Consider the following 23623-nt stretch of genomic DNA (forward strand, 5'->3'; position numbering starts at 1 on the left):
TGTATGGAAGAAACAAATAAGAACCGGGCAGAAGAAATAGATCTCTTTACTTTTTTAAAACCACTATGGGATGTAATCGTTCGTTTGTTCAGGGCTCTTGGTTCATTTATTGCACTCATCCGTGCTAATATCGTTTATGTGTTACTTATAACAGTAGCTGCGGGTGTTATAGGATTTTCGCTTCGGTTTATTTTGCCCAAAGCTTACCGTTCTGAAGCTGTGATTGTAACACATGAACTCCCCGCCAAGTTATGTGTGATTTTGCTTGATAACCTGGAAGAACTGGTAAAGAATAAGAAAAACAAATCTGTTTTAGCTAAGCAACTGGATATTACAGAGGAACAGGCTGCATCCGTTGTTGCTATCCGTTCTCAACTTACCAAGGATTCTTTTTTTGTGAACGACCGGGATACCATACGTAACTTTTTTACCATCACAGCCGTGTATGCTGATTCCGGTATCACTGCTGCTCTTCAAAAAGGAATAGTAGATTATCTTGAAAATAACAATTACGCCTTAAAACGACGTGAAGCGAAACGTAAGAGTCTTTTGTCGCTCAAGGCAAACCTTGATGTTAAGCTGAAAAGTCTTGATAGCTTGAAAATGATTGTAAACAACAGCATCATCCCGAGAAGCCAGGGGCAGGGAATTATACTTGGTGAGCCGGTGGATCCTGTAAAGGTGTATGAAGCAGAGATCAATTATTTTAAGGAGCAGCTCTACCTGGATGAAAGTCTTGCAACACTGGATAATGTGGAAGTAATACAGCCTTTTATCACTACTTCTAAACCTAACCATCCCAGGTTCAATGATATTCTGATGTACTTCCTGGGCGGCGGGTTTCTTATTTCCTTAGTTGGTATGTACTTCAGAAAAAGGGCATAGAAGATGTGTCTTTTGCCATGATGTTTCAAAGCTTTTCGGACATGCAACGTTTTATGGATGGGTTAAGTCAGTTTCTATGATTTATTTTTTTTGGTTACAAATTTGCTGATCTTAAGCTCATTCAATCAGCTTTTTCAGCATCTTTGTTTTATCCGGCTTAACAGTCTTTTGTTCATGCAAAATCTTTTTGAGTATATCAATTCATATTTTGATAAAATTTTTATCATCACCCTTACCCGTGCCTCAGAACGTCATCAAAAAATCAAAGAGGATCTGCAGGGATTAGATTTTGAGTTTTTATTTGGGGTGGATGGCAAAGAACTCAACCAGGAACAATTAATTGCCGATGGTATTTACAGCCGTAAGCTGGCGCAGCAACACCATCTCTGGAACCAGCCCATGATTAACGGTCAGATTGCCTGCTCCTGGAGTCATAAAAAAGTATATGAACTGCAGGTAAAGGAAGGGTATAAACGTGTGTTGGTGTTAGAAGATGATGTGGTGGTGAATAAATCCGGTCTTGATCTTTTTTCTCAAATGGTAGAGGAACTTCCTTCCAACTGGGAACTTTTATACCTTGATTATCACAAACGAACTGATAACAACCTTTTAAGCCGGTATCGGAAAGCTGTATACATGATTCAGCATCTTACCGGCCGCAATAACTGGACACCTTCCATGATCCGTAATTTATATGCCATCCCGTTTTCCACTCATCTTAAAAAGGCCGGTTATCATGAGTACACCAGTGCTTATGCCCTTACTTTAAGCGCTGCTCAAAAACTTCAACGCTTGCAAACACCTATTTCTTTTATAGCCGATAACCTGCTGGGGTATGCCGTTACTAATAGGATGGTAGATGCTTATTTGTGTGTTCCGAAGCTGTTTGAACAGGAGTCGCAACAACTGGGCGGCAATAATTACTCTTACGTTACTGATTCTTACGATAACGGGTTGTAACCAACAACTGCTACATTTGCTGTTTGAAAAACTGAATGGTTCGGTTGGGGGGAGCATTTTGTAACTGCTGCGGGCAGCAAAATCCTGTTCCTGTTTTTATCTGTCAACTTTCTTTTAAACACTATCGAACGCAAGCAAATAATTATACATGAAAATTTTATTTAAATATCTCGCTCCATACAAATGGCTGGTTGGTTTAACCATATTGCTGGCATCTATTAACATGGGATTTTCGTTAATTGATCCTATACTCTTTGGTAAACTCGTAAACCTGGCTAACGAGTTTCAACAGAGTAAGGGCGGCGAAACACCGATGACTCAAAATACTTTTTTCTGGATTTATGAAACAGTAGAACGTAATGGTAAGCCTTACCTGCAGATAGGTGTATGGTGGATTATCATTTTTTCAATTACCGTAGCTATGATCAGCCGCATTGCAAAAAACTTCCAGGATTATTTTCTGAATGTGGTGATCCAGAAATTTGGCGCTAAAGTTTTTACAGATGGTTTGCAGCATGCCATGAAACTTCCTTACCAGGAGTTTGAAGATCAACGAAGCGGTGAAACGCTCAGCATTCTTACCAAAGTGCGTACCGATGTAGAGAAGTTTATGAACTACTGCATCAATGTATTATTTGGAATCCTTATCGGTATCAGTTTTGTTTTTGTATATGCTGCTTTAAAAATCAGTTGGTATGTTCCCATTGCTTACCTGGTAGGCATCGCCCTGCTCACAGTAATGACCAATCTGCTCAGTAAAAAAATCAAACAGATTCAGAAAACAATTGTAGGGCAAACAACTGCTTTAGCCGGTTCAACCACAGAATCACTCCGCAATATTGAACTGGTTAAAAGTCTTGGATTAACAGAGCAGGAAGTAAGCCGTCTTAATAAGAATACCTACAAAATTCTCGGACTGGAACTTACAAAAGTAAAACGCATCCGCAGTATCAGTTTTCTGCAGGGTACATTGGTAAACACACTCAGACAGGTGATTCTGTTTATATTGATGTGGCTCATTTTTAAAGACCGGATGGATGCAGGGCAACTGGTAACCATGCAGATCTTTTCCTTTTTTGTATTTGGCCCTTTGCAGGAAATCGGCAATATTCTTCTTTCTTACCGTGAAGCAGAAGCATCGCTCAACAATTTTAATAGCCTCATGATGAAGCAGCCGGAGCCAACACCTGCACAACCCAAACACCTTGGCGAAATTGACAGGCTCGAATTTAAACAGGTAACATTCAAACATCAAACAGCAGGGCAAAACGCTATTACAGAAATCAGTTTTGCTGTGCAGCAAGGTGAAACAGTAGCCTTTGTGGGTCCATCCGGCAGCGGCAAAACAACTTTAATGAAATTGCTGGTTGGTTTATACCGTCCGCAACAAGGCACTATACTTTACAACAGCATTGATGAAAATTCTATTGATTTTGAAGACCTGCGTAACCAGATTGGTTTTGTAACACAGGATACACAACTCTTTAGCGGCACCATTAAAGAGAACCTCACTTTTGTAAACCCTGCTGCTACAGATGATGATTTAAGAGATGTGCTGGATAAAGCAAGTTGTCAAAGGTTATTAGCCAGGGCGGAAAAAGGGCTGGATACGATGATTGGTGAAGGTGGTTTAAAGTTAAGTGGCGGTGAAAAACAACGTCTTTCCATTGCTCGGGCTTTGTTACGCAAGCCAAGACTTTTAATTTTTGATGAAGCAACTTCTGCACTCGATTCTATCACGGAAGAAGAAATTACTTCTACCATCCGTGAAATATCATCGGCTAAAACACAGATTACCATCCTTATTGCACACCGTCTCAGTACCATTATGCATGCTGACAGGATTTATGTGCTGGAAGGTGGCGAAGTAGTAGAAACTGGAACGCATCAACAGTTGCTGGATGAAAAAGGTTTGTACTATGCTATGTGGCGCCAGCAAATTGGTGAACGCCGGAAGATGATTTCTGCAGTTAGTTAATGACATGTTAAGTAACTCAAATCACTGTTTACGATTAAATCTGCATTTACTTTTGCAAAAAATTTGAACGATGGGAGGAACGAAGTCAAAGCCTAATTATTTCTGGAGTGTTTTCAGTATGCATTGTCCCCGTTGCAGAAGAGGCAAATTGTTTAAAGATTACAGTGCCTATAATTTCAAACATACGTTTGATATGCATGAATCCTGCAGCGTATGTCATCAGAAGTTTGATATGGAGCCCGGTTTCTGGTATGGCACCGGGTACGTAAGCTATGCATTGGCGATTGCTTTTTCAGTAGCTACATTTATTGCATGGTGGGTATTGATTGGTATCTCCATTGATGATAACCGTGTTTTCTGGTGGCTGGGTATAAACGCCTTGCTGCTGCTGGTATTGCAACCATGGCTTATGCGGTTGAGCCGTACCATTTACCTCTATTTTTTTGTGCGGTATGATGAGGGATATGAATCCAATAAGCCGCAGCATTTTGATTATTAACCAATGTCGGGCCTGATGTATTCAGCTTTCAGTTACTTTTGCGGTAACTGATACTGATATGAAGAAAGAAACACGCTTACTGCTTTTTACCATCATTATTGCAATTGTTTCAATTGCAGCAATTATTTTCCGTTACGAAAAACTGCTTCGCTCTAAAACTGAAACGCTTTCGCTTACGCCGGTTAAAGGCGGGGTGCCTGTTAAGGAATATACAGCTGATGAAATTGTACAATTGATCAAATCTTCCAAAGAGTATTTGGGTGATTCCATTACTATCTATGAAAACGGTAAGATTCAGAGCTCTAACGAAAAATTCTTTGGTACCATCAATGCCGTATTGGAATCAGAAGCTAATATGGCGCTGGTAAAAAGTAATTGTAATGCTAACAACCTGCCGCTGCAATACAATATTTATGTTTTAGCCGCTACGTTCTACAGGCAACAGTACCCGGAAGAATTTAAAAAATAACTTCTTTGATACCTGTACTGCTATCATGGATTTTTATTGCCTTTGTATCTTTTCATACAGGGGTAATTTTTCATTGTTTGTTGAATTATAAAGATGGATTTGAAAGGCCTTTCATGGCTCACTTCTCAGTTATAACAATCAGCGGATTACTTGTTACGGGTTTTATTAGTAATGTTTTATGTCTTTTTATTCCATTAGGATTGTTTTCTCAGTTGCTTTTACTTGTAGTAGCAGTAGCAGGCATGATTGCTTTTAAAAATCAAACGCTGTTTGTTGTAAAGTACAATGTCGAACTGCTGAAACAAACACCATTTCTGATCCTGCTTTTAAGTACAACCTATCTTTTTATTCTTGCTTATTTATCTTCATTACCTTCTTCGCATGTAGATGATGGATTGTATTATTCCACTTCCATAAAATGGCTGCAGGAGTATGGAACGGTAAAAGGGCTGGCTAATATCAATCCCCGAATTGCCTTTAATAGTTCATGGCTGGTGTTGCAGGCGCATCATAGTTTTTCTTTTTTAAAGATTGGATTGTTTAATGACCTGAATGGCCTTTTGTTTTTTCTCATCTTTATTTATACGCTTGGCGGTATTTTAAAATTATTGCGTGGAGATTATTCTTTTCAAACGCTTCTTCGGGCGCTTATTTTACTCCCTGCACTTTGTTTTCATCATAGCGCCGAATCGGATTTTATGTTGTTCAACATAAATTTTCTGAGTTCTCCTTCTGCAGATATCCCGGCTGCCGTACTCACCTGGTTTATATTTCTTTTACTCATTGAAAATGCAAAAGTGCTCCAACAAACAAAAGGGCAACAGGAGTTGCAAGGTATTTTTTTGTTGTACTGTGTAATGCTTGTAACCATTAAACTAACTACAGCTCCGGTTCTGCTGCTGCCTTTATTTTTATGGATCAATAACTGGCGCATGCGCCATTTCAAAGCTGTTGTTTTAATGGGGTTGCTTTCAGTAATACTTCTTTTGCCATGGCTTATCCGTAATGTTCTCTTAAGTGGGTACCTGGTGTTTCCTTTTTCTGCTATAGATATATTTAATGTTGACTGGAAACTGCCTCTTGAAAATGTTTACTGGTTTGAATCTGCAGTGAAAGCTTTTGCAATATCAGGCCAGCCTGAAACAAGTGATGCAGCAAACATAGCAGCCTGGTTTCCCGCATGGTTTGAAAAGTTGAATTTTGTAAACTCTGTTTTATTGATAATGGTACTATTATGTACCGTTTCTTATTTGCTGATTGCTGCAGTACAATTTTTAAAGAAAGGTCTTTCTTTTTTTAGTGCTTATGCTGCTGTTGTTTTAACACTTGTTATTGCTGCTTCGGGTATTTTACTCTGGTTTTTAAAAGGACCGGATTTCAGATTCGGGTATGGGTTTATCATTCTTTATTGCAGTTTTGGAGTTGTATGGATGACCAGGTTTTTTCTGGAGGATTTATCAAAGTACACAAGCTGGTTTGCATTAACTGTAATTGTTGTTGCAATTGTGTTTGTACACAGCAGCGATCTCTTTAATAGCTTTATTTATTTTTCTGCAAAGCCTTTAACCCCACGAATGCCGGATCAGTTGAAAACAGGTTCATTTACCGGCGGTGAAAAGATTTACATCGTACCGGGCGGAGGCATCTGGAATGCCCCGTTGCCTGCTACAACAGAGGAAGAATATATCTACATAAAACCGGAGATGCGTGGTAAATCAATAAAAGATGGTTTTTATGCAGTGAATAAACAACACTGATGGATTTTAATTTTGTTTTTGTACTACTGCAACTACACTCAACCCCGCAAATCCTGATGTGATTTTATCCAGAACTTTTGCAATTGGTACCAGTTTGTTAAAGAGCTTCATATTGCCGGATGGTATCAATTTCTTTTTCAAAACACTTCCCGCAACAAACCAACCTGCTATGCCCAGGCTATTGAAGTAAAATGATTTTTTCAGGGTGATGTTACTGTTTTTTAATAGCAGATTGTTTAATGATTTCCTGGTATAGCGCCGGTAGTGCATTAACTCACGGTCAAAATTATTGAACAACAGTTGAAAGGCAGGCACAAGAATAATAAGCTCACCTCCGGGTTTTAAAAGCGAAAGCATATTCTTAACCGCCAGTTGATCATTTTGGATATGCTCCACTACATTTAATGCAAAAACTGTATCCAGGCTGCCATGAAGATCTGATGTTAACTGCTTAAATTCATCAGCTACTATATCGATATTCCGTATACTGATTCCTCTTTCTTTATAACGGCTGTTTAAAAATGTCCTGTATTGATCTCTTATGTCCGATAAAATAATATCAGAACCATCAGCTATGAAGAAATCAGAAATATTACCGATGCCGCTTCCTATTTCAAGAATCCTTCCTTTGCAATAAGGTTTAATTGATTCATACATCCATTGATTGAATGCATGTGCTTCCGCAATTGTTTTTAATGTTTCTTCACCTTCAAAATCAAATTCCTTAAAATCCATTTTTATCTGAATAAGTTGTATTTAAGTACGCAGTAAATAGCCCGGAAACCGTCTTTCCATCCGATTTTCTTGCCTTCATCAAATGTTCTTCCATAGTAGCTGATGCCTACTTCGTAGATGCGGATGTTTTTTTGCTTTGCAATTTTAGCGGTTACTTCCGGCTCAAATCCGAATCTTTTTTCTTCTAGTTTTATTTTTTTGAGTACATCGGCTCTGAACATTTTATAACAGGTTTCCATGTCAGTTAAGTTCAGGTTTGTGAGCATATTACTCAGGAAAGTAAGGAACTTGTTTCCTATAGAGTGCCAGAAAAATAAAATGCGATGAGCTTTATCACCGGCAAACCTGGTACCATACACAACATCAGCAAATCCATCATTGATCGGCTTCAGCAGCAGATCATACTCTTGCGGGTCGTATTCCAGATCGGCATCCTGAATAACGATGGCATCACCGTTTGCATTGGCAATTCCTGTATGAATGGCCGAACCTTTTCCTGAATTTTTTTCATGCCTTATGACCACTAAAGGAGTTTCAATGCCTGCTTCTTGCTTAAAATCAAGTAGCCGGTTGTAAGTTTCATCAGTAGAGCAGTCATCTACAACAATGATTTCTTTTTGAATGGCATTATGTAGTTGAACTTTAATAATCTTTTGAAGCAAGACTTTAATAGTACTGGCTTCGTTATACACAGGTATGATTATGGAAAGTTTTTTAATAGAATTTTCGTTCAATGTCTGCATAGCACCTGGTTCGGGGTTGTAAAAGGTACGAATATAGGATATGGATGTACAATGTTTGAAACTTTGTTCCCGGGTTTTATATCAGTCCATCGCCTGTTTCTGCCGTGGCTTTCGCAGAGGCTTACTAAGCCTCTTCATCATCAACATCGAGGATGCGTTTTAAGATGCTTCGTTCTTTCAGTTCCATATCGCTCAGCTCAAGGTCAATGGCTTTAGTACTGCGGAAAATTTCGATGAGAGAAAAAATAAGTGACAGTAATAAGCTCAATAAGCTGCCTGCAAAAATGAGCTGGGCTGCCGCCTGGTGGTTTTCAAAAATCAGGTAAATACAAACTATACAAAGTAAAAAGCTCAACACACCCGCCGCCTGCATGTTTCTTATAAGACTGATACGGCCACGCAGATTTTTGATTTGCCTGCGGAGTAACTTATCTTCTTCCTTGGTGTATTCATCATGCAGCTTACGTACCAGTGCCGCAATAGCTAAAAAGCGATTAGTATAGGCCAGCATTAACAGCGTAATGGCCGGAAATAAAAGTGCAGGCGTATTAATGGAGAGTTCGTTCATTAACTAAAAATAAGCGAAGCGTTTGTAAATAAAAAAACCACTCCTTTTCAGAAGTGGTTCATACAGGTGTGTTTATAATTATTTATTGTATTCTGGTGGGGAATGTTACTTCTACATCTGTTTCACCTTTTGATACTGCGTCACCGGCTGCTTTTTGACCGGGCTTATGTTTAAGCGTAATTTTTAAGGTACCATTACTTACTGCACCGGCTGTCCAAACAGAGCTGGTGCCCAGTGGCAAACCCGCTCCATCATTGTTTAAACCTGAAACTGTAACCAAAACAGTTGCAGGTTCATAATAAATCTGATGGTCGTTTGCTTCTGCAACTATTTCCGTTGTAATATTTTCAGCGGGATTTTTACTTTCATCTAAAAATTGCAACGTGCAATTGTATGCGGTTGATGGAGCTAAGGTAATTTGATCGATTGTTGGTGCATTACCCCCCGCACCATCTACATCCTTCCAGGTATAAGTAGTGGCTGCACCACCTGATATTGGTGAAAGTGTTACTTTCACGGTTGTGATTAATTCTTCTTCATTTTCTTCTTCATCTTCTTTCTTTTTACATCCGGCAATCACTAACCCGGCAAGCATTACAACTGCATACAATTTGATGTGTTTCATCTTCATAACATTTGATTTTTAATTGTGTTGATGTTTAATATTAAATGGAATTTTTATGCGTAAAGAAATATTGCGTCCCATTTCATCACTGAAATAGCGGAATGCATTCATATAATCCCTGTAAGCAAGATTGCCGAGATTGGTAACACTCAGAATCACACTCCAGTTATCATGTTTCATTTTTACCTGTGTGCCTGCTTCCAGCGAAAGCAGAAAATAAGCAGGAGGCGGTGCCAGGTAATCACTTTGTTTTATAGTAGAACCCGGCACTTCAATATTACCGGTGGCAGGCACTCTTTTTTGACGCAGTACGTAGGTGCTGCTGAAGCTGATATATGTTTCGTTGATTTTTTTTGCATTGCCAAACCGGTAGCTCAATTCAGTTTCATACCTGTCTGCAGGCATTTGAATCAACCAATCTTTTGTTTTTTTATTCCAGGCTCTTAACAACGAGGCTTTTCCAATGGCCAGCCAATGTGCATCAAAACGATATTGTACTGTTGCATCCAGTCCGTGCAGCCTTGCATTGGTTTGCGTATAACGGAAAGCAGGAAAGGCACCACGTATGGTTAGCTCCGGCGGAAAAGTAGGCTCCAGGTAAATAAACCCATTAATCTGTTTCAGGTAAACTCCGGCATCAATATCCCATCTGTCAGTATTCAGCAACAGAGAAGCAGAAAGATTATTGCTGCGTTCCGGTGTAAGTGCTGTATTTCCTTTTTCAATACGTGCTGCACCATGATGCAGCCCGTTTGCATAAAGTTCATTTGGTTGAGGCGCTCTCCAGGCAGTTGAAAAATTAGCCAGCAACCTGATATTCTTCCCGGCTTTATACACAAAACCTGAATTGGCAGATAGATTATTAAAGAGCAAATCAGTATAAGCCTGTGTATTACCGTTATCAGAAATATTGAAAAACGATTTTCGGTCAAAGCGGATGCCGGCTTCCCATTCTGTTTTGTTGAGCACCAGTTTTTCAATTACAAAAAAGCCATAGTTGATGGATTGATAATTGGGAATAAACAAACGCCTTGTGTAGCTGTTTTCCTGGAACAGAAACGAACCTCCAACTGTGCCTTTGAACTTACCGGTATTGTAATGATCCCATACTAATTCCGCAATGGCGGTACCAATGGATAAACTCAGTTGGGGTGCATTGCTGCTGCTGGCAAAACGTTTTTGATCATACTCGTCCCTGTTATTGTACTGCCCTGAAATAGTAAGGTTAAGCCGACCGATGTTGCCGGTATTGGTCCATGCTTTCGCTTTCAACAGTTGGTGTTGTACCTGCTGGTATGGACGTTCAATGGCATAACTGAAACCAACATTCTTAATATAGTCTGGTGGTTCTTTGCTCTGAATAGCATTCCATAAATCTGTTACATTACCAATATGCGAACCGGCAAAAATTCCGAGCCGGGTGTTGAATTGTGAATAAAACAACTCTATTCCCTTTGTTTGCGTTTTAAGTGCCGTTGTAACTGAAAAATTCAATTCTTCGTTGGCTGAATTGGCTAACCAATAATTAGGTGTTCTGGCATTACCACCTCTTTTATAGGTACCCTGTAAGCGCCAGCTCCAACTCTTCCATTTTTCACTCTTTCCTTCCAGCATAGCTGATGCCACACCCATTCGGTTATTACTGAAGAAGGAGGTGTTGAATTCTCCTCCAATGCCGGGGTCGTTTCTTAAGAACTTTGGTTCAACCAGTACCACTCCGCCAATGGCATCACCTCCGTAACGTAGAGCGGAAGCTCCTTTTATTACAGAAATACGGTTGGCAATGAAAGGATCAATTTCCGGCGCATGTTCGCTTCCCCATTGCTGACCTTCCTGCCGAACGCCATTATTTAAAATCAAAACCCGGTTGCTATGTAAACCATGTATAACAGGTTTGTAAATATTAGTTCCTGTTTGCAGTACACTTACACCGCTGATGCGTTTGATGCTTTCTGCCAGGCTAAGTCCTCTTGATGCTTCTAATGCTTTTCCTTTCAGTTCTGAAGCGGGCGAGGACCTAGATGTATTTCCGGTAACTACCACTTCACCCAACTGTGCAGCCACATGGTTTAATTCAAAATCTTTTTCAAGATCATTTTTAAGGTGAAAATGAAACTCAACAGACTGGCAGGAAGCGTGACTTACTTTTACCGTGTATAAACCCGGACAAAGACCTTTAAAAACAAAACTTCCATCAGATCGGGCTGTTTGAGAAAGATTGAGTTCAACAATGGTGATGACTGCATTTTCCAGATGCTCCTTTGTTTCTGCGTCATTGATATGACCTGAAAAACTGAGCGTACATTGAGCCCATGATGCAGATAACCCGATGCTGCACATACCCATCAAAAGAATCAAAAACCGCAACATTGCTGCAAAGTAATTAAATGCAACAAAGTTTCAAAAAATATTTGCTTCTTTCTTTAGAGTTGTTGATTTACCGCACTTTCAACATAGGTTTCACCTGCTGGGTTACGCCATTCTGAAAGCGTACATAGTAAACGCCGGGCGGCAAACCATAAGAATCAAAGCTGATTTGATAAGTGCCTGATTGATAATCCCTGTCAACCGGCGTACGCAGCACACGACCAAGTGAATCCATCACCTGTATTAGTGTATGCCCGCCCTTTGTGGTAAAGCTGATGTTAGTTGTTTCAGTAAACGGGTTCGGATAATTGGAGACTAAGGAAACTCCGGTTTCTCTTGTACTTACAGATGTGGTGCCGGTACAGGTAGCAGGAGCCATTACCGGTAACTTCTGAAAGTTCTGGAGCATGATGGTTTGTAATGTTGTATTGTCCACACAAAACCAATCCTGCAGAATAGATGCGTACACACTTCTGAAGTCATACTGCATCGGTATATTATCGTTCACATTGGCTACAGCAGGAATAGTAGGATTCACACCTGTGATACCGGGATTTACTTTTTTGCCAAATAAAAACAGCGGAGCTGCAGCACCATGATCTGTACCCACACTGGCATTGGATTTAATACGACGTCCAAACTCAGAAAAGGTCATACCCAGTACATGGTCCTCGACACCTAAACCCACGAGGTCATTCTGAAAAGCGGTAACAGCATCACTCAGCCGCTGCATCAATGTAGCATGTGCGCCGGTGGTAGTATCAGTATTGGTTTGAACAGAGTGGGTATCAAAACCACCCAAACTCACCATATACACTCTTGTTTTTAAGCCGCCCTTAATGAGTCGGGCCACAATTTTCAATTGATCGGCCAAAGAGTTATTGGTGGGATATGTTCCCTGTGTAGGTACATTATTAGCAGCACCTACAATACGGGCACTGTATTGATTACTTTGCTGTGCCACCAATCTCACATACTTTAATGCATCACCGGCAGGAGTAGGCGGAGCGGGATCCTGGATTCCATTGATGAGATTATAAAAATTGGTAGCGCTGGTAATACTGATGCCTGTATTTACACTCGGTCCCTGGAAGGTGAGTGAAGTGGAGGAGCCGATTTGTATGCCCAGCGGATCGGGCATTTGTGTGTTAGGATAACCTACAGGATAGTTCGGATACTGATCGTTCAGGTACCTGCCTGCCCAGCCGCTTGATAATTCCACATTACTGTCAGAAGCACTCATCCAGATATCAGTAGCACGGAAATGTGAAAAGTTGGGATTGGGATAACCTACGGCCTGCACCAGGCGAAGTTTTCCGTTGTTGTAAAGTGATTGCAAACCCGTCATAGCCGGATGAAGCCCGGTGGTATTGGTACCGGTTAAACTCAGTACACGGTTTTGCGGAATCGCAATATTGGAACGTGCATTGAAATAATTGGAATACTGATCCAGCGGAATCACCATGTTCAACCCGTCATTACCTCCGTTGAGTTGAATAATCACCAGCACACGGTCTGTTTCCACATAAGCATTCAGCATGGCGGCCATGAGCGGATTATCGCCCAGAACTTTAAATGACATGCCATCAATCAAAGCAGGAAGGATGGCTGCGGGGATTGTATTTTGAAGAAATTTTCTGCGTTTCATTTGTACTCGGTTTGATTGAGCAATGGATGATCGGATATCAGGCCAGTTGATACTCAGCCAGGTTCATAAAATATTTATACAATCCTCTCAGTCTTGGATTGATAATATTGAAATTAGCTGTTGTTGGATTGAACAGGTATGCATTCCATGCATTGGTCCAGTAGTAATCCTGGTCTTGTCCGCTCAGTAAAAAATCTTTCTTTAACTGATCTCTTGATGCCTGTGTTAAATCAATCTGGAAAATAATGGCAAGCACATCGTTAATTAATTGATTAGGATCAGAAGGGTTAGGCAATGTTTTAGTAAACTCTACCGCATCAATCCATATTTTTTTACCGTTACGGGTATAACCATTACCAATCATGATATCAGTAAACTGATTTCTTTTAGGAAGTGTATCGGTATTCACCCATAATTCATAATACTGCGGTGTTTGATAATAAGCAGGCCAGCCGGCTACGTTGGGAGGATCACCCAGGTTTTGGCCTGCATTGGCAGCAGCAGCTAAAATATAATTCCACATACCATACGCATCAGCATATTCTGTAATGCTGTTAGGAAATACAATATTCCACTCTCTGCATACGGCTATAATATGATCCAGCGGTGATTTAATTTGTGCTCCTTGGTTTAATACATCATAGAAGTGTTCACTCTTGAGTAAACGTTCCAAGGCAATTTTAATATCCCAGTTGTTGAGACGAAGTTCCAGCGCCAATGGCTCGATCACATTGGTTTCTGTAGTGGCATCAATTTCTGAATACACAAAAAAGCGGTAAAGTTTTTTGGCAATAAAACGGGATACTTCCACTTGCTTATTGAAGATCATGTTAAGCAGATCATCCAGTTCCTCTGTACCGGCAGTAGCACTGTTGCGACCGGTAATAATGGTGTTATTGAAGAAAGATGAAAACTGCTTATTATTTTTATCATGACGTGATAATGTAAAATAAGAAGGGAAAGGTGCCGTATTAAAATTTACCTGCCAGCCCGTAAGCACTCTTGCCGCTGCTTTTACATCTGCCTCTGTGTAGTTGGGATTATTTTCTTTACCCAGCGTAAATAATTCCTGCAGCTCACGTGCATAGTTTTCATCAGGAGCAGTTAATGTGTTAAACCGACCATTCAGGTAAATAAGCATGGCCGCATCCAGTGTAACACTTCGTACCAATTGCTTAAAATTTCCAAGACAGTTTGTGCGTAACAGGTTTACATGATTATAAATCATATTAGCACTGCTGATGTCCACTGTTTCTGTTGCAAAATGATTATGCCAGAACAGGGTCATCTTTTCACGGATGCTTCTGTCCTGGTTGAGCTGGCAACCTATCCACCATTTTTTCAATGAAGCTCTTCTGCGTGCCTGAATAGTGCCGTCAGTACTAACACTGTTAATCCATGTGGCACCGGCAGCTACATCATTATCAGGTGTGGTAGCGCCCGTTACACCATCGTATTCTTTTACCGGAGGGTTGGGTAAGGGAGCTGTTGGATTCAGCAGTTCATCAACTGTTTCAATCATGGTTTTACCCATGAAGTAATTCACATCAGCCGGCTTAGCCCCAAACATGGTGCGTTTGAGCAAATGCACAATCTCATTCCCGGTCCACGGACCTGTATAGAGTTGCAAACCGGTATTGGTTCGGGCAGATGGAGCAGCAGCTTTTTTTTCTGTTGCTTTTTTACGGGCAGTTAAAAATTCCCTACGGTCCATAGAGCAGTTATTTGAATGTTAAACACTGGTAAATCTACAAAATACAATTGGTGATAGCGAGTCAATTGCAGCAAAAATGCCGCCACAAAAGGCATTTGGTACAAAAAAAGGGCCGCATTGCGGCCCTGTATAAAACAAAACACTTAGTTCTTAAGCAATATTCTCAATAATCCCCGCAATTCCCTGCCCGCCACCTACACAAGCTGTAACAATACCGTACTTCTTGTTCAATCGTTTCATATCATGCGTAATCTGAATCGTAAGTTTTGCACCGGTACATCCCAGCGGATGGCCCAATGCAATAGCACCGCCGTTGATGTTAACGATATCAGGGTTAAGATTAAGTTCACGCATTACTGCTAATCCCTGTGATGCAAATGCTTCATTTAATTCCACCAAATCAATATCATTCAAACTCATACCGCTTTGCTTCAACACTTTTGGAACTGCTTCCACCGGACCAATTCCCATAATACGTGGGTTTACACCCGCCACCGCACAGTTTACCAAACGGGCAATGGGTTTTAAGTTGAGTTCTTTTACCATCCTCTCACTCATTACAATTACAAAGGCAGCACCATCACTTGTTTGGGAAGAGTTTCCTGCTGTTACAGTACCCGTTGCAGAAAAGGCTGGTTTCAGTTTGGCTAATGCATCTGTATTTGTATCAGCCCGAACCCCTTCATCTGTATCTACTACAAAATTTCTTTTTGCTTTTTTGCCTTTGGCATCCAGATAAACTTCCTCAACTGTTATGGGAAGGATACCACTTTTGAAATGACCATTTTCAATAGCTGCTTTTGCTTTCATATGTGAGTTGTAAGCAAACAAATCCTGGTCTTCTCTGCTCACCTTAAAATCTTTTGCAACTGCTTCGGCAGTTAATCCCATGCTCAAATAATAATCAGGTGCTTCAGTTGCAATGGAATAAGCAGGCACAGTTTTCCAGCCTGCAGTGGGTACCATGCTCATACTTTCCACACCACCGGCAATGATGCATTCGGCCAATCCTGTTCTGATTTTGGCGGTTGCAATAGCGATTGTTTCCAAACCACTGGCACAATAACGGTTCACCGTCATGCCGGGCGCATGTTCACCCAGGGCACGTGCAGCTATAATTCGGCCCACCTGCAAACCCTGTTCAGCTTCAGGCACAGCATTACCAACAATCACATCATCCACCTGCTTTGCATCAAGCTGCGGCACAGAGGCCATCAATCCTTTAATTACGTCTATGGCTAAGTCATCAGGTCTTGTAAAACGAAAACCTCCACGTTTTGATTTGGCAACGGCGGTGCGGTAACCGGCTACGATGTATGCTTCCTGCATTTTTGAAAAATTAAGGTTGATGGTTCATAGTTCATAGTTACCGGCAAGTTGAATTCGCAATGAACTATGAACCATTTGCCAATAACCCGAATAGTTGTTTATGCAACTTTCTTGATTCAAAGTTAAGGAAGCGGCAGATTAGAAACCAAATTGCAGGCGTTAAAAAATTGCAGCGTTATCTTCGCAGCCGTTATGTACCAACTCATCCGTTCTGTTTTCTTTTTGTTTGATGCTGAAAAAGTGCACTACTTCGCTATGAATTTGCTGCAGTTGTTGTGTCATGTGGGATTTTTGAGAAGAATGATAGCAGCATCATTCAGGCCGAAAGAGAATGCTCAATGCTCAATGTTCAATTTGCAATTTTCAAATCCCGTGGGACTTGCTGCCGGCTTTGATAAAAATGCAAAGTATTTACGAGAACTGGAAGCGCTCGGTTTTGGTTTTGTTGAAATAGGAACAGTAACGCCGAAGCCACAAGATGGAAATGACAAGCCACGATTGTTTCGGTTACCAAAAGATAAAGCCATCATCAACCGCATGGGTTTTAATAATGATGGAGTGAAGGTGGTGGCGGAACGATTGAAAGAATGGCAAAGGAAGTACGAAGTACGAAGTAAGAAGTACGATAACTCGCCACTCACACCTCACCATTCACGGCTCATCATCGGCGGTAACATCGGCAAAAACAAAGTCACAACCAATGAAGAAGCCTGGAAAGACTATGAAATCTGTTTCAATGAACTGTATGAATATGTAGATTATTTTGTGGTAAATGTGAGCAGTCCCAACACCCCCGGCTTGCGGGAGTTGCAGGAAAAAGAAAGTCTGCGAAAAATATTAACGCATCTGCAAACATTGCGTTCGCAAAAAACAAATTACAAACCTGTTCTTTTAAAAATTGCACCGGATCTTACCAATGAGCAATTGGATGATGTGATTGATTTATCATCTGAAATTAAATTGGACGGATTGGTAGCAACAAACACGACCATTTCACGTGAAGGACTCACGACTGACGCTGCACAACTTTCAGCAATTGGTGCAGGTGGCCTTAGCGGTTTGCCGGTGAAACAAAGAAGTACTGAAGTAGTGCATTACATTCATCAAAAAACGAATGGAGGTATTCCCATCATTGCCAGTGGGGGCATCTTTACGGCAGCTGATGTAAAGGAAAAGTTGAAGGCAGGTGCTTCCTTAGTACAGGTGTGGACAGGTTTTATTTATGAAGGCCCGGCTATAGCAAAGAAGATTACGAAAGGGTTTTAAACAACCCACCCCATTTAAATAGAATTATAGTTTAAGACTCAACCGCCCCTCCCGCGAGGGGATAGAAAGGTCGATTATTAAAGAACATTAACATCATAAGCAATCCTTTACTTTTGCATCTTTAATTTTAAACAACAGCATGGAACATTTATTTACCAGTGAAAGTATCATCAGCTTTTTAGTACTGGTGGTTTTGGAAATTGTTTTAGGTATTGATAACGTCATCTTTGTTTCACTTACCCTCAATCGTCTCAAAGAGGAGAAAGACAGAAACAAAGCACGTAAGTACTGGATGGTGCTGGGTATTTTGATGCGCAGCTTGTTGTTGTTTGGTTTAAGCTGGTTGCTGGCACAAAAAGGCAAAAATTTATTTTCTATTGGTGACAGAGGTTTTGACCTGGCAAGTTTGGTGATGCTGGCGGGTGGTCTGTTCCTCATCTATAAATCAGTAAAGGAAATACACAATAAACTGGAAGGTGAAGACCCCAATGAAACCATTAAAGGACAGAAAGGAATTTCATTTGGTGCTGCTGTTGGTCAGATCATGTTAATTGATGCTGTGTTTTCATTTGACAGTATCATCACCGCCGGTGGTACAGCCAAACATGTAGAAATTATGATTGCAGCAGTAGTGATTGCCATGATTGTGATGTTCCTCTTCAGTCCGGCCATTTCATCGTTTGTACATAAACATCCCACTATTAAAATGCTGGCTTTATCTTTTTTGGTGATGATTGGTTTGAGCCTTGTAATTGAAGGCTGGGACAGTGAAGCGGCGCATCAACTGCATTTGAAAAATTATATTTACTTCGGTATGGCCTTCTCCTTTGGAGTGGAAATGCTCAACATGACCATGCGCAGCCGGGAAAAGAAACGCAGATCAAAAGTAGTAGAACTGAATGAACCGGTGCTGGAAGAAAAAGAAGAAGGGTATAATGATATGGCGAGATAAATTGTATTTATACCAGCCTGTTTTTAAGTGCCATCGCTACTGCTTCGCCAAGTGAATGCACATGCAACTTTTCATAAATCTTTTTTACATGGGCATTTACTGTAAAATAGCTGATACCCAGTTTATCTGCGACCATCTTATAGCTCAGGCCGTCTGAAAGAAGTTTGAGTACTTCTTTTTCTTTGGAGGTAAGATTATACGATTCGTTTTGTTGTTGGTGGTGATTGAAATGTTTCATTACTCTCAGCGCTACGGAAGGTGTCATATAAGCTCCACCCATATATACCTCTTCTATGCTTTGGGTTATTTTTTCCGCAGAAGCTTTTTTCAGAATATAACCTTCGGCACCTGCCTGCAGAGATGCAAATATTTTTTCATCATCATCAAATACAGTTTGCATTACAATCTTGATTTCAGGAAATTGTTTTTTAATAAGTGCAACTCCATTGATGCCGTTTACATGCGGCATCTCAATATCCATTAACACAACATTGGGTTGCATTGTTTGCATATCATCCAGTACACGACTGCAATCATGAAAAACACCAACACATTCAAAGCCCTCTGTAAGTGCCAGCAAAGCCTGCAAGCTTTCGCAACGCTGTAAATTATCATCATATATTGCAACCCGTATCATACTATCGAATGTAGAATAAGTTTGAAATGTTTTAATGACTAATATTAGCGAGGGGAATTTTACAGGTTATATGTGTGCCTTTTTCAAGTGAGCTTTCAATCAGCAATTCTGCTTTTAATAGTTCAGACCGCTTTTTCATATTGCTGATTCCGTTTCCGTTTCGGGCAGTACTAGGATTCATACCTTTTCCATTGTCACTAATTTCTAATACAAAATATCCTACCTCATTCTGAGCACGTATGGTTACTTCAGTTGCTCCACTGTGTTTAGCAGCATTGTTCATGGCTTCTTTTGCTATCAGCAGAATGTTGCGCCTGGCTTCAACATTTACTAATTGCCGTTCTGCTTCTTCATTAATATCGTACGTACAATTGATATTTCTCGCTGTTAAAATTTCAAAGCCATAATTTTTAAGCTTATCGGTCAAAGTAGTTTCATCGGTTGTAAAGGTTTTGATGGCCCACACTATATCACTCATATTGTCCATAGCTTGTGCAGTGTTGTCTTCAATTTTTTGAATCGCTTCTTTTGCTATTTCAGGTTGTTGCTGCATGGATTTCTCTGCTACCGCTGCATATACCTGTATGCTGCTTAGGATAGCGCCTACTTCATCATGCAGGTCACGTGAAATTTTATTGCGCATCTCATTTACTTTTTCCAGTTGATGCCGTTTGCGGATGTTAAAGAATGCAAGTAAAGACACAGGAATAAATGAGGCGATAAATACTGCAAGAATGATAATCCATATTTTTCTGCCTGAAGCCACTTTTCTGCTCAATTCATTTTCTTTTTGAAGTGATGTTAAGGCTGCTTGTTTTTTTTCTGTTTCATATTTAGCCAGTATTTCAGTAATGTTGTTTTTGTTAGAAAGCTGTTCAATACTATCTCTTATGTTTTTGTACTGTGTAAAAGCGTTGGTTGCTTTTTCTTGCATTCCCAGTTTTATATAACTGTCAACAAGATAGGAGGCTGCATTTAAATGGTCGGCAGGTTCCGGGGCGTTCATTAGAAGTGCATCTTCAAAACACCGGATGGCTTTTTCATAATTTCGTGAATAAAAATAACCGTATCCCAAAAAAACAAGGGATGATTTTATAAAGTGCGGTTTCTTATAAATTTTTGACAGTTCAAATGCTTCATTCCCTGTGTTAATAGAGGCTGCCCAGTTTCCTGTACCCTGCTCATCCATTAACCGGCTGTAGAGCATTACCATCTGCATATTGGTGTCTTTTCCATTTTTATTGAGTTCAAACCCACGTTGTAAATGATAAGTCCGTAATTGTTTCAGCTGCTGCTTTTTATAAATTTTCGAAAGCACAAAATGGCAATTCACAGCCATGATGTTTTCCTGTGTACGTTCATAGTAAGCTGCTGCTTTTTTCAGAAATTCAATAGCTGCAGGAATGTTTTGGTTAGAATTTAGTCCTTCATCAATAATTCTGAAATTGCAATAATACAGATAGAAGGTATCTGTGGTTTTTTCAAAATATTTCAATGCCTCTGTTGCATATATCAACATGGAATCTTTTTTCTTTAACAGGTAATAGTAATCACATATTAGTTTATTGAAACGTGCCTTAGTTAGCACATCAATATTTTTTTCCTGTTTTAGTTTTTGTATATAAACAGCCGCTTTTTCTTTATTCGTCATACTCATATCTATTCCCTGTTTGTTTTGGGAATAGGTTGAAAAGCATTGCAACAGCCACAAGAAGATGAAAGCAGTAACACGCATAATTGTTAACCTGAAAGTTATATCTAAATTTTAAAGCTCAAAATAGCACGACTATTTTTATTAATGCATAGCCTTCACTCACTAGATTTAGTGAGCCTCCCGGCACCGGTGCTTTTATACCTTTCGGGATTAAAATTTCTTACTGATGAACCTGAAATTTTTAAGAATGAAGGAATCCGTTCTTTCTGCCTGTTTTTTGGCCGGCGCTGCAATGCTTTTTTCAGGAATTTGTTCGGCACAAAATAATACCTACTACCGTGTGAACACAGGCGGTGCCGGTAACCTTAGTATTGGATTCGGAATCGGTTCTCTTAACAGTAACACAGGTGTACGCAACTCCGCACTGGGTTACAACTCTTTGTTCAGTAATCTGGGTGGAGATAACAATACAGCTATCGGTTATCAATCCATGTACAGTAACACTACAGGCAACAATAATACAGCTACAGGTTATCATTCTCTTTATTACAATATAAACGGCATAAATAATTCTTCATTTGGTTTTCAGTCACTGCTTAACAACACCAGTGGAAGCAGCAATTCCTCTTTTGGAGCGAATGCATTGTTAAGTAATACAACCGGTGCACAAAATGTTTCAATCGGGCATAATTCACTTTATAACAATCTTACCGGCAATACCAATTCAGCATTTGGTTTTGGAGCAATGTTTAATAATGAATACGGGTTTAGTAATGTGGCGATTGGCGTTCGTTCTTTATATAATATTAATTCCGGAAGTAATAATATTGCTATCGGGGATTCGGCAATGTATTGGGGAAATGGGAGTGATGCAGTTGCAATAGGTTCTAAGGCTCTTTATAATTATCCGGGGTTTGGAAACACTGTGGTTGGGTTTGAGTCGATGTACAATAACTCAAGTGGTAACTATAATTCTGCTTTTGGATGGGGTACACTTTTTTCAAATCAGTCAGGCAGTTTTAATAATGCATTTGGATTAAGGGCTCTTTATTATAACACTTCAGGTGAAAGCAATAATGCGTTTGGCTATTATGCTTTGGAAAGCAATACCTCAGGTGATTTAAATACGGGATTCGGTAATTATTCTTTAACTAATAATACAACCGGGAGTTTTAATACTGCAGCAGGAGCTCAATCATTGTATAGTAATGCAACCGGACGTTCAAATGTCGGCATCGGATATGCTGCAATGCGACAAAATACAATCGGGTCAAACAATGTTGCTGTTGGTGATTCGGCTCTGTATTTCAATAATGTTAGCGGCAATGTTGCGGTTGGTAGTAAGGCAATGTATAGAAACAGTACGGGTCAATATAATACTTCACTGGGGGTTCAGTCTTTATATAATAACTTAACGGGTAGTGAGAATATTTCGATAGGTTACCAAAGTATGTTTACCAACTCCGGCGGAAGCCAAAACCTGGCAATAGGCAGATATACCTTATACAATAATACCACCGGAGCATCTAATATTGCCCTGGGCATAAGAAGTTTATACACCAATACAACCGGTAACTATAATGTCGGTATCGGAAGCCTTGCTTTAGAAAGTAATACTACAGGGATTTATAACATAGGTTTAGGCAATAATGCTTTGCAAAACAATAATGATGGGTTTTATAATATTGGTATTGGTGCCTTTTCACTTTTTTATAATGAAAGCGGGAGAAATAATATTTCAATCGGATACGTCTCGGGATATTTTGGAACAACCGGGTATAGTAATATATCAATTGGTGTAAGGGCATTAAACGATAATCAAACCGGTAGCAACAATGTTGCCGTTGGCGATTCTTCTTTACTCAACTCAACTACAAGTAACATGGTGGCTGTAGGCAGTAAAGCACTCTACTTAAACACCACGGGAACATTTAATACAGCAACTGGTAACCGTTCGTTATATTCTAACACAACTGGCAGTTCCAACAGTGCCTTCGGGTATTTCTCAATGTACAACAACAGTACAGGTATCAACAATGCTGCTTTTGGAGCGCTCTCTATGAACAACAGCAATGGTTCTTATAACAGCGCATTTGGTTATGGTGCACTTAATAATAATACAACGGGCAATAGTAATGCTGCAATGGGTAATACCTCTCTCAGCAGTAATACAACAGGTACAGCTAACAGTGCATTGGGTTCGCAAAGTCTTCAATCAAATACTACCGGCTTTGCCAATACAGCTATTGGTTTTGCAGCCTTGTACTCCAACACAACCGGTAACAGAAATACCGCTCTCGGCGACTCAGCAGGTTATCAAAACAACGGCAGCGGCAATGTATTCCTCGGTAAACGAGCCGGTTATAATGAAACTACGGCCAATAACAAACTCTATATTTCCAACAACACCACTGCTACGCTTCTTTATGGCGATTTCAGCACAGGACAGTTACTCATCGGAAATAATAATCCAACCGGTTACACGTTCATCGGCAATCGTAAACTTAATGTAGTGGGTGGTACGATTACTGACAGCATCCGTGTGGCTTTGGTTACTGATTGGTCTGATTTTGTTTTCAATGAAACTTATCAGCTCCCTCATCTTTCTGAAGTGGAACAATTTATTAAACGCAACAAACACCTACCGGGTATTCCTTCTGAAACATCCGTCAAACAAAACGGAATAAATGTAGCTGAAATGGATGCAAAACTTTTGCAAAAGATTGAGGAACTCACACTCTACATCATTCAGCAGCAAAAAATGATTGATGCACAACAGCAGCAAATCAATCAACTACTCAAAGCATTTAAGAAGGAATGATGTGCGGAAGAACATA

At 40.1% G+C, this 23623-nt stretch carries 20 protein-coding genes; 9 read left to right on the top strand and 11 right to left on the bottom strand.

What is annotated here, in order from left to right; genetic code table 11:
- Positions 1-3: 3 nt before the first annotated feature.
- The 6 genes from PDL71_RS04465 to PDL71_RS04490 all read left to right on the top strand — a co-directional run bounded on the left by PDL71_RS04465 (position 4) and on the right by PDL71_RS04490 (position 6548).
- The gene (locus PDL71_RS04465) at positions 4-885 is read left to right on the top strand and encodes a hypothetical protein (RefSeq protein WP_407525918.1); all 882 of its coding nucleotides are present in this window, start codon (positions 4-6) and stop codon (positions 883-885) included.
- A 174-nt stretch (positions 886-1059) separates the two neighbouring features.
- The gene (locus PDL71_RS04470) at positions 1060-1845 is read left to right on the top strand and encodes a glycosyltransferase family 25 protein (protein WP_407525921.1); all 786 of its coding nucleotides are present in this window, start codon (positions 1060-1062) and stop codon (positions 1843-1845) included.
- Between the two features lie 148 nt (positions 1846-1993).
- The gene (locus PDL71_RS04475; protein ID WP_407525924.1) at positions 1994-3823 is read left to right on the top strand and encodes an ABC transporter ATP-binding protein; all 1830 of its coding nucleotides are present in this window, start codon (positions 1994-1996) and stop codon (positions 3821-3823) included.
- A 70-nt stretch (positions 3824-3893) separates the two neighbouring features.
- Positions 3894-4322, top strand: a complete 429-nt coding sequence (locus PDL71_RS04480) for a DUF983 domain-containing protein (RefSeq protein ID WP_407525926.1) — start codon at positions 3894-3896, stop codon at positions 4320-4322.
- Between the two features lie 58 nt (positions 4323-4380).
- Complete coding sequence (locus PDL71_RS04485) at positions 4381-4791, top strand: hypothetical protein (RefSeq protein ID WP_407525929.1); 411 nt, start codon at positions 4381-4383, stop codon at positions 4789-4791.
- A 5-nt stretch (positions 4792-4796) separates the two neighbouring features.
- Positions 4797-6548, top strand: coding sequence for an LIC_10190 family membrane protein (locus PDL71_RS04490; RefSeq protein ID WP_407525931.1), 1752 nt, complete (start codon positions 4797-4799; stop codon positions 6546-6548).
- Between the two features lie 6 nt (positions 6549-6554).
- On the opposite strand, the gene PDL71_RS04495 is transcribed toward PDL71_RS04490, so the two are convergent.
- The 9 genes from PDL71_RS04495 to PDL71_RS04535 all read right to left on the bottom strand — a co-directional run bounded on the left by PDL71_RS04495 (position 6555) and on the right by PDL71_RS04535 (position 16559).
- Positions 6555-7283: a class I SAM-dependent methyltransferase gene (locus tag PDL71_RS04495; RefSeq protein ID WP_407525934.1), complete on the bottom strand. Its 729-nt coding sequence runs from the start codon at positions 7281-7283 to the stop codon at positions 6555-6557.
- 2 nt (positions 7284-7285) lie between these two features.
- Positions 7286-8026, bottom strand: coding sequence for a glycosyltransferase family 2 protein (locus tag PDL71_RS04500; protein ID WP_407525937.1), 741 nt, complete (start codon positions 8024-8026; stop codon positions 7286-7288).
- 124 nt (positions 8027-8150) lie between these two features.
- A complete protein-coding gene (locus PDL71_RS04505; RefSeq protein ID WP_407525940.1) occupies positions 8151-8594 on the bottom strand; it encodes a DUF2721 domain-containing protein in 444 nt (147 codons plus the stop codon).
- An 82-nt stretch (positions 8595-8676) separates the two neighbouring features.
- On the bottom strand, positions 8677-9219 hold the full coding sequence (locus PDL71_RS04510) for a hypothetical protein (protein ID WP_407525943.1): 543 nt from the start codon (positions 9217-9219) through the stop codon (positions 8677-8679).
- Positions 9220-9237: 18 nt separating this feature from the next.
- Positions 9238-11589: a TonB-dependent receptor gene (locus tag PDL71_RS04515; protein ID WP_407525946.1), complete on the bottom strand. Its 2352-nt coding sequence runs from the start codon at positions 11587-11589 to the stop codon at positions 9238-9240.
- A gap of 67 nt (positions 11590-11656) precedes the next feature.
- The gene (locus tag PDL71_RS04520; protein ID WP_407525949.1) at positions 11657-13234 is read right to left on the bottom strand and encodes a DUF1501 domain-containing protein; all 1578 of its coding nucleotides are present in this window, start codon (positions 13232-13234) and stop codon (positions 11657-11659) included.
- A gap of 37 nt (positions 13235-13271) precedes the next feature.
- Positions 13272-14948, bottom strand: a complete 1677-nt coding sequence (locus tag PDL71_RS04525; RefSeq protein WP_407525952.1) for a DUF1800 family protein — start codon at positions 14946-14948, stop codon at positions 13272-13274.
- Between the two features lie 150 nt (positions 14949-15098).
- Positions 15099-16277, bottom strand: a complete 1179-nt coding sequence (locus PDL71_RS04530; protein WP_407525954.1) for an acetyl-CoA C-acyltransferase — start codon at positions 16275-16277, stop codon at positions 15099-15101.
- A gap of 159 nt (positions 16278-16436) precedes the next feature.
- The gene (locus tag PDL71_RS04535; protein ID WP_407528451.1) at positions 16437-16559 is read right to left on the bottom strand and encodes a hypothetical protein; all 123 of its coding nucleotides are present in this window, start codon (positions 16557-16559) and stop codon (positions 16437-16439) included.
- Between PDL71_RS04535 and PDL71_RS04540 the strand changes: the two genes are divergently transcribed.
- Together PDL71_RS04540 and PDL71_RS04545 are read left to right on the top strand one after the other, a co-directional pair.
- A complete protein-coding gene (locus tag PDL71_RS04540; protein ID WP_407528381.1) occupies positions 16518-17543 on the top strand; it encodes a quinone-dependent dihydroorotate dehydrogenase in 1026 nt (341 codons plus the stop codon). The genes PDL71_RS04535 and PDL71_RS04540 overlap by 42 nt on opposite strands.
- Positions 17544-17682: 139 nt before the next feature.
- Positions 17683-18495 (top strand): TerC family protein, encoded by an 813-nt coding sequence (locus tag PDL71_RS04545; protein ID WP_407525956.1) that lies wholly within the window; start codon positions 17683-17685, stop codon positions 18493-18495.
- Positions 18496-18502: 7 nt separating this feature from the next.
- Here the strand turns inward: PDL71_RS04545 and PDL71_RS04550 are convergent, their stop codons facing one another.
- On the bottom strand, positions 18503-19132 hold the full coding sequence (locus PDL71_RS04550; protein ID WP_407525959.1) for a response regulator: 630 nt from the start codon (positions 19130-19132) through the stop codon (positions 18503-18505).
- Between the two features lie 31 nt (positions 19133-19163).
- Complete coding sequence (locus tag PDL71_RS04555) at positions 19164-20867, bottom strand: histidine kinase (RefSeq protein ID WP_407525962.1); 1704 nt, start codon at positions 20865-20867, stop codon at positions 19164-19166.
- A 145-nt stretch (positions 20868-21012) separates the two neighbouring features.
- Here PDL71_RS04555 and PDL71_RS04560 point away from each other — a divergent pair, with 145 nt between their 5' ends.
- On the top strand, positions 21013-23607 hold the full coding sequence (locus PDL71_RS04560) for a beta strand repeat-containing protein (protein WP_407525965.1): 2595 nt from the start codon (positions 21013-21015) through the stop codon (positions 23605-23607).
- Positions 23608-23623 lie beyond the last annotated feature (16 nt).

It is taken from the genome of Lacibacter sp. MH-610, assembly GCF_045780045.1.
Taxonomy (GTDB): domain Bacteria; phylum Bacteroidota; class Bacteroidia; order Chitinophagales; family Chitinophagaceae; genus Lacibacter.